12 protein-coding genes and 2 riboswitches are annotated in these 13,610 nt (G+C 70.2%); of the genes, 2 read left to right on the top strand and 10 right to left on the bottom strand.

Annotated elements, in window-relative coordinates:
• Positions 1-13: 13 nt before the first annotated feature.
• The gene (locus ACZ7MF_RS06935) at positions 14-790 is read right to left on the bottom strand and encodes a TioE family transcriptional regulator (protein ID WP_471474940.1); all 777 of its coding nucleotides are present in this window, start codon (positions 788-790) and stop codon (positions 14-16) included.
• Positions 791-848: 58 nt separating this feature from the next.
• Between ACZ7MF_RS06935 and ACZ7MF_RS06930 the strand changes: the two genes are divergently transcribed.
• The gene (locus ACZ7MF_RS06930; protein WP_471474939.1) at positions 849-2,051 is read left to right on the top strand and encodes an erythromycin esterase family protein; all 1,203 of its coding nucleotides are present in this window, start codon (positions 849-851) and stop codon (positions 2,049-2,051) included.
• A 13-nt stretch (positions 2,052-2,064) separates the two neighbouring features.
• Here the strand turns inward: ACZ7MF_RS06930 and ACZ7MF_RS06925 are convergent, their stop codons facing one another.
• The 9 genes from ACZ7MF_RS06925 to ACZ7MF_RS06885 all read right to left on the bottom strand — a co-directional run bounded on the left by ACZ7MF_RS06925 (position 2,065) and on the right by ACZ7MF_RS06885 (position 12,045).
• Entirely contained in the window at positions 2,065-2,724 is a 660-nt protein-coding gene (locus ACZ7MF_RS06925; protein WP_003973517.1) for a trimeric intracellular cation channel family protein, read from the bottom strand.
• A gap of 79 nt (positions 2,725-2,803) precedes the next feature.
• On the bottom strand, positions 2,804-4,141 hold the full coding sequence (locus tag ACZ7MF_RS06920; RefSeq protein ID WP_471475204.1) for an ABC transporter ATP-binding protein: 1,338 nt from the start codon (positions 4,139-4,141) through the stop codon (positions 2,804-2,806).
• Between the two features lie 23 nt (positions 4,142-4,164).
• On the bottom strand, positions 4,165-5,262 hold the full coding sequence (locus ACZ7MF_RS06915) for an ABC transporter ATP-binding protein (RefSeq protein WP_356864495.1): 1,098 nt from the start codon (positions 5,260-5,262) through the stop codon (positions 4,165-4,167).
• Positions 5,259-6,257: an ABC transporter permease gene (locus tag ACZ7MF_RS06910; protein ID WP_109036255.1), complete on the bottom strand. Its 999-nt coding sequence runs from the start codon at positions 6,255-6,257 to the stop codon at positions 5,259-5,261. Before ACZ7MF_RS06910 ends, ACZ7MF_RS06915 begins: the two co-directional genes overlap by 4 nt.
• Before the next feature lie 108 nt (positions 6,258-6,365).
• Positions 6,366-8,168 carry an ABC transporter substrate-binding protein gene (locus ACZ7MF_RS06905; protein ID WP_471474937.1) on the bottom strand — a complete coding sequence of 601 codons (1,803 nt, stop codon included), beginning with the start codon at positions 8,166-8,168 and terminating at the stop codon, positions 6,366-6,368.
• A gap of 71 nt (positions 8,169-8,239) precedes the next feature.
• On the bottom strand, positions 8,240-9,247 hold the full coding sequence (locus ACZ7MF_RS06900) for an ABC transporter permease (RefSeq protein ID WP_109036260.1): 1,008 nt from the start codon (positions 9,245-9,247) through the stop codon (positions 8,240-8,242).
• 315 nt (positions 9,248-9,562) lie between these two features.
• Positions 9,563-10,360 (bottom strand): enhanced serine sensitivity protein SseB C-terminal domain-containing protein, encoded by a 798-nt coding sequence (locus ACZ7MF_RS06895; protein WP_471350988.1) that lies wholly within the window; start codon positions 10,358-10,360, stop codon positions 9,563-9,565.
• 169 nt (positions 10,361-10,529) lie between these two features.
• Positions 10,530-11,297, bottom strand: a complete 768-nt coding sequence (locus tag ACZ7MF_RS06890; protein ID WP_471474935.1) for an enhanced serine sensitivity protein SseB — start codon at positions 11,295-11,297, stop codon at positions 10,530-10,532.
• A gap of 79 nt (positions 11,298-11,376) precedes the next feature.
• Entirely contained in the window at positions 11,377-12,045 is a 669-nt protein-coding gene (locus ACZ7MF_RS06885) for an AAA family ATPase (RefSeq protein WP_471474933.1), read from the bottom strand.
• A 178-nt stretch (positions 12,046-12,223) separates the two neighbouring features.
• A riboswitch (glycine riboswitch) is annotated at positions 12,224-12,317 on the top strand.
• Positions 12,318-12,433: riboswitch (glycine riboswitch) on the top strand.
• A gap of 39 nt (positions 12,434-12,472) precedes the next feature.
• Here ACZ7MF_RS06885 and gcvT point away from each other — a divergent pair.
• Positions 12,473-13,606, top strand: a complete 1,134-nt coding sequence (gene gcvT / locus ACZ7MF_RS06880) for a glycine cleavage system aminomethyltransferase GcvT (RefSeq protein WP_471474932.1) — start codon at positions 12,473-12,475, stop codon at positions 13,604-13,606.
• Positions 13,607-13,610: the final 4 nt, after the last annotated feature.

The following is a 13,610-nucleotide window of genomic DNA, read 5'->3' as shown; positions in this document are numbered from 1 at the left end:
CGGTAGCTTTCCCTTACCTCTCCTCCTCCACCACCTCCTCCGCCCCCTCCTCTTCCTTCTCCTCTTCGTGTTCCCTCGCGCGCAGGTAGGTCTCCAGTCGCGCCGCACCGGTCACCATCGCCCGGCCGCGGGCGGAGACGCGGTCGTGCCACTCGCGCAGGGCGGCCTCCAGGGGCTCCAGGCCCCCGGCCGACCGCACCTGGGCGATCACGGACGCGATCCGCTCCAGTGGATAGCCGCCCCGCCTGAGCTGGTGGGCGAGCCGGGCGTCCCGTACGTCGGCCTCGTCGTAGCGGCGGTATCCGGTCACCGGGTCGCGCCGCGGGCGCACCAGGCCGGCCCGCTCCCAGGTGCGCAGGGTCGCGGGCCGGATGCCCAGTTCTCCCGCGAGCGCGCCGATGAACCCGCCCGCCGGTCCCGGCACACCCCCGGCCGCCTCGGGCACCAGGTCCCGCAGCGCGCCCTCCACCGCCTCCAGCGTCCGCCGGTCCTCGAGCAGCTGGGCGTGGCTCTCGTCGATCAGCCGGAGCGCCCCGTCCGGCGCGCCCTCGTTCACGCCCCGCATCACAGCGGCCGCCGTCCGGTGCCCGTGGGCCGCCACCAGGGCGAGGAACGCGTCCAGGGCCCGGGCGTGCAGTGTGGTGTAGACGCGGTAGCCGTGGGCCGTGCGAGCGGCGGCCGGGAGGATGCCGTCCGCCTCGTAGTTCCTGACCGCCTGCGCCGACAGGCCGTGCGCACGGGCCAGGTCGACGGGCTTGAGTCTTCCCGTGCTTTGAAGGTTTGCGGCCAAAAATCCCACACTCTCGCGGCAAAGTTTCAACGGAGACTTCAACGATACCGTTGAAGCCATGGCTGAACGCATCCAGGACATCGCCCGTCCCCTCGACGCCGCCGCCGTCATGCGGCTGCTCCCGGCACCGCCCCGGCTGCTCGCCCTGGGCGAGCCCACCCACGGCGAGGACACCCTGCTCGACGTGCGCGACGACGTCTTCTGGCAGCTCGTCGAACGGCACGGCTACCGGACGATCGCGATCGAGAGCGACTGTCTGAGGGGCCTGGTCGTGGACGACTACGTCACCTCGGGCCGCGGCACCCTCGACGAGGTCATGGCGCACGGGTTCAGCCACGGCTTCGGCACCAGTGCGGCCAACCGGGAGCTGGTGCGCCGGATGCGCGCCCACAACGAGGACCGGCCCGCACACGAGCGGCTCCGCTTCGCCGGTTTCGACGGCCCGCTGGAGATCACCGGCGCCGCGAGCCCCCGGCAGGCGCTCACCGCGCTCCATGGCTACCTGTCGGCCTCGGTGGACCCGGCCCTGCTCCCCTGCACCCGGCAGACGCTGGACCGCCTGCTCGGGGCCGACGACCGGTGGACCGAACCCGAGGCGATGACGGACCCCGCCCGGTCGGTGGGGCGGTCGGCCGGGGCCGGGGAGCTGCGGACGCTCGCCGCCGACCTGGTGTCACTGCTGGACGAGCAGGCGCCGCACCTGCTCGCGTCCGGCGCACGGGACGACTGGGACCGGGCGCGCCTGCACGGACGTACCGTGACGGGCCTGCTGAGCTACCACTACTGGATGGCCGACACCTCCCCGGCCCGCATGTCCCGCATGCTCGGCCTGCGGGACCGGATGATGGCCCACAACCTCCTGGCGCTCGCCGACCGGGGGCCGACGCTGGTCCACGCCCACAACTCCCACCTCCAGCGCGAGAAGAGCTCGATGCGGCTGTGGCAGGGACCGATGGAGTGGTGGAGCGCCGGTGCGCTCGTGGCCGCCCGGCTCGGCCGGGAGTACGCCTTCGTCGCCACGGCTCTCGGCACGATCCGGCACCAGGGGGTGGACACCCCGCCGCCGGACACCGTCGAGGGGCGCCTGTACGCGCTCGCGGAGGACCCCTGCGTCGTCGACGCCCGGCGACTGGCCGACGCCCTCGGCGACCCGCGGCCGGCGCCCCGGGTGTCCCCCTGGTTCGGCTACGCCCCGCTCGATCCCGGCCACCTGGACACGGTCGACGGCGTCGTCTTCGTCAAGGAAATGGCGCGTCCCTGACGGGAGCCGGGGGTCAGTCCCCCTCCACCACCGTCGACCGGCGGTTCCAGGCGCGCGGCGCCCGCCAGTGGAAGCGCAGGGCGAGCAGCCGCAGGACGAAGGCCGTGACGACCGCGAGTCCGCTGGTGAACGGGGTGAGCGCCTCGTAGCGGATGCACAGGGCGACCATCGCGGAGCCGACGATCGCCGGGACGGCGTACAGGTCGCGGTCCCAGCGCAGCAGTGAGGGCACCTCGTTGGCGAGCACGTCGCGCAGGACGCCGCCGCCCACCGCGGTGGTCAGGCCCAGGCAGGCGGAGGCGGTCAGGCCGAGGCCGTAGTCGTACGCCTTGGTGGTGCCGGCGACGCAGAACAGGCCGAGCCCGGCCGCGTCGAAGATGTTCACGCCGGTCTGGAGACGCTCCACGTGGGGGTGGAGGAAGAAGACCAGCAGCGTCGCCAGCAGCGGGGTGAGGAAGTACCCGAGGTCGGTGAAGGCGGCGGGCGGCACCGCGCCGATCACCAGGTCCCGGAACAGCCCGCCGCCCAGCGCGGTGACCTCGGCGAGGACGGCGATGCCGAAGACGTCGAAGTTCTTGCGTACGGCCAGCAGCGCGCCGGAGATGGCGAAGACGAAGATGCCGACCAGGTCGAGCGTGTGCTGGACGGTGGGGCTGAAGAGTTGCTCGTACACCCTTCCATTCTTACCTGCCGAAGAGCCCCCGCCTTACAAATGAAGGCGGGGGCTCTCAGGTAGGGCACAGTGAACGCGGTCACTTCTCCTTGGCGGGAGGCTCCTCGTCGGTGCTCTCGGCACTCTCGGCGGCCTCGGCGGCGGGCTCGTCGCCGTCCGAGGCGGCATCGTCCGACGCGGCATCGTCCGACGCGGTGTCCTCCGACGCGGTGTCCTCCGACGCCTCGGCCTCCGACGCCTCGACCTCCGCGGCCACCGCCGCCGAGGTCGCCGCCGACTCGGCCAGCGCGTCCTCCGACACCAGCTCCGCCGCCTCCTTGGCGGCGGTGAGCAGGACGACGTCCTGCGGGGCCTGGTCCTCGAAGTTCTCCGGGTGGTGGCAGGCCACCTGCTGGCCCGGCCGCAGCTCCTTGAGCGGCGGCTCGGTGGTCGTGCAGATCTGCGTCGCCTTCCAGCACCGGGTGTGGAAGCGGCAGCCGCTCGGCGGGGCGATCGGCGAGGGCACGTCGCCCTTGAGCAGGATGCGCTCGCTCTTCACGCCGCGCCGCGCCGGGTCCGGGATCGGTACCGCCGACATCAGCGCCTTGGTGTACGGGTGCATCGGCGACTTGTAGAGCAGGTCGCGGTCGGCCAGCTCCATGATCTTGCCGAGGTACATCACCGCAATGCGGTCCGAGACGTGCCGGACCACCGAGAGGTCGTGCGCGATGATCACGTACGTCAGGCCCAGCTCCTGCTGGAGGTCGTCGAGCAGGTTGACGACCTGGGCCTGGATCGACACGTCGAGCGCGGAGACCGGCTCGTCGGCCACGACCAGCCTCGGGTTGAGCGCGAGCGCGCGGGCGATGCCGATGCGCTGGCGCTGGCCGCCGGAGAACTCGTGCGGGTAGCGGTTGTAGTGCTCGGGGTTGAGCCCGACCACCGACAGCAGCCGCTGCACCTCCTTCTTGACCCCGCCCTCGGGCTGGACGCCCTGGAGCTTGAAGGGGGCGCTGACGATCGTGCCGATGGTGTGGCGCGGGTTCAGCGAGGAGTACGGGTCCTGGAAGATCATCTGCACGTCGCGGCGCAGCGGACGCATGCCGCCGACCCCGAGGTGGGTGATGTCCTTGCCCTGGAACTCGACCTTGCCCGCGGTCGGTTCGAGGAGCCGGGTGATCAGCCGGCCCATGGTCGACTTGCCGCAGCCGGACTCGCCCACGACGCCGAGGGTTTCACCGGAGCGGACCTCGAAGTCGATGCCGTCGACGGCGCGGACGGCGCCGACCTGGCGCTGCAGCAGGCCCTTCCTGATGGGGAAGTGCTTCTGCAGCCCGGTCACCTTGAGCAGGGTGTCGCCGGGGGCCGCGTCCTTGGTGAGGGTGGCCGTCCCGGCGGACTCACTCTCGGTGCCGTCGCTCTGCGCGGGGATGGACACCGCTTCGTCCTTGGCTTCGTCGCTCACAGCTTCGGCGCAATCTCTTCGGTCCAGATACGCTCCCGCTGCTCCTGCGACATGTGGCAGGCGGCCCAGTGCTTGCTGCCGACCTCGGTCAGCTCGGGGCGGACCGTGCGGGTGACGTCGTCCTTGGGCACGTCGGCGTACGGGCAGCGCGGGTTGAAGGCGCAGCCGGACGGGAGGTTGATGAGGGAGGGCGGCGAGCCCTTGACCGGGATGAGGCGTTCCTGCTGGTCGCGGTCGAGCCGCGGCATCGAGCCGAGCAGGCCCCAGGTGTAGGGGTGCCGCGGCTCGTAGAACACCTTCTCCGCCGGACCGCGCTCCACGCACCGGCCGCCGTACATCACCAGGAGGTCGTCGGCCAGCTCGGCGACGACGCCCAGGTCGTGGGTGATGATGATGACCGCGGAGCCGAACTCCTTCTGCAGGTCCCGGATGAGGTCGAGGATCTGCGCCTGGACGGTGACGTCCAGGGCGGTGGTCGGCTCGTCCGCGATCAGCAGCTCGGGGTTGTTGACCAGCGACATCGCGATCATCGCGCGCTGGCGCATACCGCCGGAGAACTCGTGCGGGTAGCTGTCCACCCGCTTGTCCGGCTGCGGGATGCCGACCCGGTCGAGCATCTCCACCGCGCGGCGCTTGGCGGTCTTCTTGTCCACCTTGTGGTGGATGCGGTACGCCTCCACGATCTGCTGGCCGATCGTGAAGTACGGGTGCAGCGCGGACAGCGGATCCTGGAAGATCATCGCCATCTCGCGGCCACGCAGCTTGCGCACGTGGTCGGGGTCGGCGGACAGCAGCTCGGTGCCGTCCAGCCAGATCTCGCCCGATATCCGTGCCTTGCGCTTGCCGTACTGGCCGGCGGTGTGCAGGCCCATGATGCCGAGCGAGGTCACCGACTTGCCGGAGCCGGACTCGCCCACGATGCCGAGGGTCTTGCCCTTCTCCAGCTGGAAGGAGAGCCCGTCCACGGACTTGACCAGGCCGTCGTCGGTCGGGAAGTGGACCTTGAGGTCGCGTACTTCCAGGAAGGCGGTCGGCGCGGGCGAGCTGCCGGTGGGCTCGCCCACCGCCGCCCCGCTCTTGCTCAGTTCGGTCATGCGAGCCTCACTCGGGGGTCGATCACGGCGTACAGGATGTCCACCACGAGGTTGGCGATCAGCACCGCGAGAGAAGTGATCAGGACGACGCCCAGGATGAAGGGCAGGTCGTGGTTCTTGATCGCGTCCAGCACCTTCTGGCCGAGGCCGGGAAGGCTGAACGTGGTCTCGGTCAGGATAGCGCCGCCCATCAGGGCGCCGAGGTCCATGCCGAGCATGGTGAGCAGGGGGGTCAGGGTCGATCGCATCGCGTGCTTGCTGATGACGACCTGTTCCTTGAGGCCCTTGGCCCGCGCGGTGCGGATGTAGTCCTCGCCGAGGATCTCCAGCATGGTGGCGCGGGTGATCCGGGCGTACATCGCAGCATACAGGAAGGCCAGGGTGATCCAGGGCAGGATCATGCCGCCGAGCCATCCGGTGAGACTGTCCTCGAGCGGTACGAACTCACCGTCGATCCAGCCGAGACCGTAGGAGAAGATCGCCAGGCTCAGCAGACCGGTGAAGTAGATGGGGAGGGAGACACCCGCCAGGGCGACGACCATCGCGCCGCGGTCCCACAGCGTGCCGCGCTTGAGGGCGGAGAGCACACCGGCGGCCACGCCGAAGATCAGCCACAGCACGGCGGCACCGAGCGCGAGAGCCAGGGTCACCGGGAAACGCTCGGTCAGCACCGGCCAGACCGACTGCTCGGTCTTGAAGGAGTAGCCGAAGCAGGGCGCGGCGCATTGGGTCACGTCGCCGCCGGCCGCGTAGGTGCGACCCGCGAAGATGCCCTTGAAGAACTCCCAGGCCTGGACGAAGACCGGGTCGCCCAGACCCAGCTTCTCCCGCACACCCTCGACGGCAGCGGGGTCCGCCTGCTTGCCGACGAAGTTCAGGGCGATGTCGACCCCGGCCCACTTGGGGACGAGGAAGAAGATGCAGAAGACCACCAGGATGATGACCACGAGCATCACTGCGGCGGCGAACAGCCGCCTGATGAGGTAAGCGAGCACGGGTTGCGGCCCGCTGCGTCCCGCGGGCCGCCGGAGGTTGTCCGACGGCCCGCGGTCACGCCGCGCCGGCCTTCACCTGCCTTTCGTGCCGTACGGCGGGTGTACCGGTTACTTCTTGGGGTTCTTCAGACCGATGTTCACGAAGTCGTACATACCGCTGTAGGCGTCGGTGGTGTACACGTTCGCGATGTTGCTGGAGCGCCAGTTGATGAACTTCTCGAAGACGAAGGGCAGGTAGTACGCGCCCTCCATCACCTTGTGGTTGATCTCCGTGGCGATCTGCTTCTTGCCCGCGTCGTCCTTCGCGGTCAGGTAGTCGGCGAAGAGACCGTCGATCTTCGGGTCGTCGATCATCGCGAAGTTGTTGTTCGCGCTGTCGAGGATGTAGTCGCTGTGCCACAGCGGCAGACCGTAGCCCTGCACGGACGGGAAGTCCGGGCCCCAGCCCATGATGATGATGCCGTAGCCCTTCTTCTGCACGTTCGAGGGGCTGCCGATGACGCTGGCGTACTGCGAGCCGTCGTACTGGTCGATCTCGACGTCGATGCCGACCTTCTTCAGCGAGGCCTGGAGGGACTCGGCGGTGGCGACCTCGACCGGCTTGTTGTTGCGGACCGCGATGGTGGTCTTGAAGCCGTTCGGCTTGTTGCAGGCCTTCAGCTCTTCCTTGGCCTTCTCGACGTTGCCCTTCTTGTTGGCACCGGCCATCTCGTACGGGTCGTACTTCTGACCCTCGGAGCCCGGGACGGCGGGCGGCAGCATGTTGGTGCCGATGTCACCACCGGCGACCGGGCCGCCGCGCGCGGTCTGCAGGGAGACGTGGTCGGCCCCGTAGAGCACGGCCTTGCGGCAGTGGATGTTGTCGAACGGCTTCACGTTCTGCGGGAACGCCGCGTACCGGATGTAACCCGAGACCGGGTTGTCCAGGTTGGCCTTGTGCTCCTTCAGGGCGGTGGTGCGGCCCTGCGGGGACAGACCGGTCTGCGCCAGGTCGATGTCGTAGTCGCCGGCGATGAGGCGGGCGTCCATGTCGTTGGCGTTGGTGAAGAACTTGATCGTGATCTTGTCCGGGTACGCCTTGCGGACCGGGTCCGAGCTCTGCTTCCACTCGGTGTTGCGGACCAGGGTCAGGTCCTTGCCGGGGTTGTAGGACTCGAACTTGTACGGGCCCGAGGAGAACGGGTGCAGGCCGTACTTGGACTTGGTGTCCTTGTCCTGGCGGACCGGGGACGCCGAGGTCAGCGCGAGCATCTCCTCGAAGTCCGAGTTGGCCTGCGGCAGGTGGAAGACGATGGTCTTGTCGTCCGGCGTCTCGATCGACTTCAGACCGAGCTTGTCCGCGGACTTGTCCTTGTACGGGCCCTGGTACTCGCCCTTGGGGTCGAGCACCTCCTTGAGGTACGTCGGGCCGCCGGACAGCACGTCCTGCGCCCAGACGCGCTCGATGCCGTACTTGACGTCCTTGGAGGTGATCGGCTTGCCGTCCTCCCAGGTGACGCCGTCACGCAGGGTGTACGTGTAGGTCTTGCCGTCTTCCGAGACCTTGGCGACGTCGGTGGCGAGGTCGGGGGTGGTCTCGGCGCCGGTGGCACCCGGCTCGGTCTTGTTCGTGACCAGCTGGCGGCTGTAGTAGCGGGAGAAGTCCCACATGAAGCCGTAGTAGCCGCGCGTGGTGTCCCACGAGTCGGCGTCCTGCGTGCTGGCGAACTTCAGCGTGCCGCCCTTCTTGGCCTCGGAGGCCTGGGCGACCTTGTTGTTGGCTGCGTCGTAGCCGGCCGCGCCGTTCTTCGAACCGCCGCCGCTGTCGTCGTCGCCGCCTCCGCCGCACGCCGCCGTGGTCAGCAGCGCGGCGACCACTGCGGCAGCGGCCAAAGCCTGCTTGCGCCGCCCTGAGGTGCGTTGGGTAGTCACGATCTCGGATCCTCCGGATTAGATGAGAGACCCCGTGCAGGTGCCACGGGTCGCCTTGCGGTACGGCAGGGTCAGCGGGAGCCCTTCGGGTCCAGCGCGTCGCGCACGCCGTCACCGAAGAGGTTGAAGGCAAGAACGGTGATGAAGATCGCCACACCGGGGACCACCATGTACATGGGGTCCGACTTGTAGTAGTCGATCGCGCTCGAGAGCATCTGCCCCCAGGACGACGTGGGCGGCTTGACGCCCACGCCCAGGAAGCTGAGCGCCGCCTCGGTGAGGATGTTGGTGGGGATCATCATCGTCGTGTACACGATGATCGGCGCCACCAGGTTGGGCAGCAGTTCCTTGAAGAGGATGTAGAACCGTCCGGCACCCAGCGACCGGGCCGCCTCGACGTACTCCCGTTCGCGCATCGAGAGTGTCTGACCGCGGACCACGCGACCGATGTAGGGCCAGCCGAAGAAGCCGATGACCACGATCATCATGAGCAGGCGCACGCCCGTGCCGCTCAGTCCGAGCATGTTGTCCGGCATGACGGAGACCAGGGCGATGATGAAGAGCAGCTGCGGGAAGGCGAGCAGGCCGTCCATGATCCGGCAGATGAGGGAGTCGACCCAGCCGCCGAAGAAGCCCGCGAGGACACCGAGGACGGTGCCGAGGACCACGGCGACCATCGCGGACAGGAAGCCGACCAGCAGCGAGATGCGTGCGCCGTGGACGATGCGGGCGAAGATGTCGCGGCCGTTGACCGGCTCCACGCCGAGCCAGTGTTCGCCGCCGAGGCCGCCCAGGGAACCCGTGGGGGTACCGAACAGCGGGTCGATCATGTCCTCGTTGTACGCGTTGGGGTCCTGCCCGTAGAGGGAGGTGATCAAGGGCGCGAACACGGCGACCACGACGAGGACCAGCACGACGATGCCGCCCGCGAGGGCCAGCTTGTCCCGCTTCAGGCGCTCCCAGGCGATCCGGCCCAGGGAGCGCCCTTGTACCGACTTGGCCTCGGCGCCGGCGACCGCCGCTTCCTCTGCCGCACTCGGGGCCGCTTCCGCGGTCGGCTCGTGCAATGGTGCCGTCATCTGGCAGGGACCCCTCTCAACCGGCGGTAGCCGGCCCGCACTTGCCGCTGTAGCGGCGTGATCAGTCCGTCGTACAAAGAGGCGAGCATCCACCCCTTGTTGCGGGAGTCTTCAACGCTTTGGCGATCTGTAGCCAGACTTGACGGGGAATGGATGCGCAACCGTGATGCTGTTTGAGGTGTTCCGTTATCCGGACAGTGGGTAACGGGGGCCGGACACGGGCGAGTTGGGACATCGGGGACAAGACGGCGCTTTGCGTCGCCATCTACGCGCGAAGATCGCCTCTTCCGACGGGGAGGACGGACCCCGCTGCCGTCAGTACCGGCTACCGGCCGGAGGGTATCCGTACCCGCCCGCCGGCGCCTGGGCGGGGGCCGGCGCGTGGGCCTCGCGGTCGTAGAACGGGCGCGCGTTGGCGCGCAGCCACAGGGCGACCGGGTCGTGGGCGTCGGTCATCGCCACCGTCGACACCGGCAGCCCGTCCGGTACCGCGCCGACGGACTGCTGCATCATGGCGCGCACCGCGTCGACGGCCGGCGGGGAGGTGTCGTACACGTCCAGGCCGATGGCGAGGTACGGCGCCCCCAGCGCCGGCTGCACCCAGGCGCGGCGCAGCGCGCGGACTGCCGGGGTGCGGTGGGCGTTCTGTGCGAGCAGGGCGTAGAACTGGGGGATCTCGATGGCCGGTTCGGACAGCCGCAGCGGCCCGGCGGGCTGGCGGTCCAGGCCGGAGGCGATGCGGCGCAGGTCGAGCCAGGGGATGCCGACGCCGCCGCCGGGGGCGTGCGGGTTGAGCCACAGTCCGTAGTGGTCCGGGTAGAGGGCGCGGGCGACCTCCAGGCCGTCGACCACTTCGTACGACCGGTTCCAGCCGCTGGCCGAGAGCTCCTGGGCGGAGGTCACGCAGGGCGCGTAGCCGTAGCCCTCGACCTCCATGTTTCCGTACTGGGCGTCCGGGGAGCCGGCCTGGCCGTGCCACAGCAGCATCCAGACCTGGCCGGAAGTGGGGCTGGCGAGGGCGCGCAGCAGGGCCTCGTAGGCGTCGTAGCGCCCGGGCGTCACCTGGCGCAGCATGTGCTCGACCTGTCCGGTCGTGGTGCCGCTGGCGCTCACGCGTATCGCCCCTTCGAGAAGTTCCCCCGGTGTGGGGACCAGCTTAAGGCTCCGCCGGGTGCGGGGGGCCTAGGAGCTCGGGGTGAGCTGCCGTCTTGCGGGTGCGGGTTTCGTCGTGGCTTGTCGCGCAGTTCCCCGCGCCCCTGACGGCACTCCCCCTTACCGGTGTCTACAAGTCACCGTTGTAGAAGGGCCTGACCTTCTCCCGCATCCAGTCGCAGACCGGGTCCTGGGCTGCTTCCAGAAGGACCAGGTTGACCTGGTACTTCAAGGGGGCCCTGGTCAGGGCTCGGCCGAGGGCGTCCAGGGGGAGGGCGCGGGCGTCGTCCTCCCAGTGGGTCAGTTCGACGCCGACGAACAGGACCGGGTCGGCGGTCTCGACGGCGGCCAGGCAGCGGCGCGCGCTGCGGACGACGCCGGTGGCGGCGAACTCGGCGGAGGCCGCGGCCAGGAAGTCCACCGGGTCGTCCTGCCAGTCCGGCTCGAAGAGGCGGACCCGGCCGCCGGAGGAGGGCCCGTCCAGCGGGGTGCGCCCGGCCCGGCACAGCTCGGCCACGGCGGGCGGCGGCAGCGGGATGCCGACCACGCCCTCCGGGTTCACCGCGATGCCGACCTGCGGGGGCAGGCCGCGGGCGAACTCCGCGGCGGGGGCGATGGTGTACGCCATGTGCGCGCCGGCGACCTGGCGCAGCTGCTCCTCCGAGCTGAACACCGGCACGTAGGCCTGGCCGTCGATCTCCAGCGACGGCAGGTCGAGGGGGCCGCTGTGCGGGCCGCCGCCGTTCGGCAGGGGTATCCACAGGAAGCTGCGGCCGAGGACCTCCACGATCCGGCCGCCGGCCGACGGGATGCCGAGGGAGGCGGACAGCACCTCCTCCAGCTCGTTGCCGGGCCACCCGCCGTGCGGGTGGGGGTGCGCCTGTGCCGGGAAGTCCATCTGTCTACCTACCGCCTGCCTGGTACCGCCGTTCGTGGCTGAAAGGCTAACCCGTTCGACTCCGGTGCCCTACCGTGCGTCACCCCGTGAAGGCGATCCGCCGCAGGGTGTCGGCCGCCGCCCGGTCCAGGACGACCGCCGAGGAGCAGCCGGCGGGCAGGGTGCCCTCGGTCACCGCGCGCAGCAGGCGGGAGTTGGCCGTGCGGTGCCGCAGGAACGCGTACCGCGAGACGCCCCGGCCGCGCTCGCGCTGGCCGGCCAGGGCCTCGCCGGGGGCGACGTCGAGGAGCAGCAGGTGCAGGGTGCCGTCCCGGCGGCGGGCCTCGCGGGCCAGCCAGCCGCGCACCCAGGCCTGGGTGCCGCAGTCGTGCACGACGACGGCCTCGCCGGAGCGCAGCGCGCGGCGCAGTCCGGCGTAGTGGGCGAGGCGGACGAGGGGGCGGTAGAGCGCGTACGGCAGGAGGCGCGGCATACGCTGGTCCCAGCGGTCGCGGGTGTCCTGGGAGTCGATGCGGCCGCCGCGCACGGTGCGCCGCATGAGCGTGGACTTGCCGCTGCCGGGCAGGCCGGTGATCACCACCAGGTCCCGGGGTCCGAAGAGCAGGGCGTGCGGGCTGCGGCCGTCGCGGTCCCTCAGGTCGCGGACGACGGGTGCGGTCAGTGGGGCGCATGCCTCGGGGGCCGGGGCGGCCGGCTGCTTGGGCAGCGCGAGTCCCGAGGTCGTGGCGTACGCCGTGGTCCTGTTCACCGTGATCGTCCTCCCCTGGGGCGGTACACGAGTACCTCCCCGTCGAGTGTAAAGAGAAGGTAATGCGCGGGTCTCGCGTTTTCGTTCGCTTACTGCCACAAGCCGGTTACAAGAACAGCTCTGCCCACGGATGAGCCAGGCGTGCAATGATGGCGGCGCCAACTGCATACCGGCCGTTTGAATCCGCGCGGGAGAGTCCCCGGCCGCGCCGGGGCGCCGAAGGAGCAAGTCCCTCCCTTGAATCTCTCAGGCACCGTTACCGCGCGGGCGAGGCACATCTGAAAAGCGGACCGCCCCCGACGGTGGTCCCACCCAAGGTGCAAGCCCTGATCGCCGTACTCCGGTGGCCGTGGCGAACCTCTCAGGTTCCGATGACAGATGGGGAGGACCGACCTCGCCCCGTCCTGTCCTGGGAGACGACCGACCGATGAGCAGTACCGAACTGCGCCGTACCGCGCTGGATGCCACGCATCGCGCGCTGGGCGCGACGATGACCGACTTCGCCGGCTGGGACATGCCGCTGCGCTACGGCTCCGAGCGCGAGGAGCACGTCGCGGTGCGCACCCGCGCCGGTCTCTTCGACCTGTCGCACATGGGTGAGATCAGCGTCACCGGGCCGCAGGCGGCCGAGCTGCTGAACTTCGCGCTGGTCGGCAACATCGGCACCGTGAAGCCGGGCCGGGCCCGCTACACCATGATCTGCCGCGAGGACGGCGGCATCCTGGACGACCTGATCGTCTACCGGCTCGGTGAGACCGAGGCCGCCCCTTCCGAATACATGGTGGTCGCCAACGCCTCCAACGCGCAGGTCGTGCTGGACGCGCTGACCGGGCGGGCGGCCGGCTTCGACGCCGAGGTGCGTGACGACCGCGACGCGTACGCGCTGCTCGCCGTGCAGGGCCCCGAGTCCCCGGGCATCCTCGCCTCGCTCACCGACGCCGACCTGGACGGCCTGAAGTACTACGCCGGTCTTCCCGGCACGGTCGCCGGTGTCCCGGCGCTGATCGCGCGCACCGGTTACACCGGCGAGGACGGCTTCGAGCTGTTCGTGAAGCCCGAGCACGCCGTCGAGCTGTGGCAGGCGCTGACCAAGGCCGGTGAGGGCGCGGGACTGACCCCGTGCGGCCTGTCCTGCCGGGACACGCTCCGCCTGGAGGCGGGCATGCCGCTGTACGGCAACGAGCTGTCGACCGCGCTGACCCCGTTCGACGCCGGTCTGGGCCGGGTGGTGAAGTTCGAGAAGGAGGGCGACTTCGTCGGGCGCGCCGCGCTGACCGAGGCCGCCGAGCGCGCCGCTTCCCGGCCGCCCCGCGTCCTGGTCGGCCTGGTCGCCGAGGGCCGCCGGGTCCCGCGCTCCGGGTACCAGGTCGTCGCGGGCGGCGAGGTGATCGGCGAGGTCACCTCCGGCGCCCCGTCCCCGACGCTGGGCAAGCCGATCGCCATGGCGTACGTCGACCCCGCGCACGCGGCTCCGGGCACCGAGGGCGTCGGCGTGGACATCCGGGGCAGTCACGAGCCGTACGAGGTCGTGGCGCTGCCGTTCTACAAGCGCCAGAAGTAGACAG

This window comes from Streptomyces sp. NPDC111628 (assembly GCF_055635195.1).
This window is presented reverse-complemented; position numbering and strand designations above follow the sequence as displayed.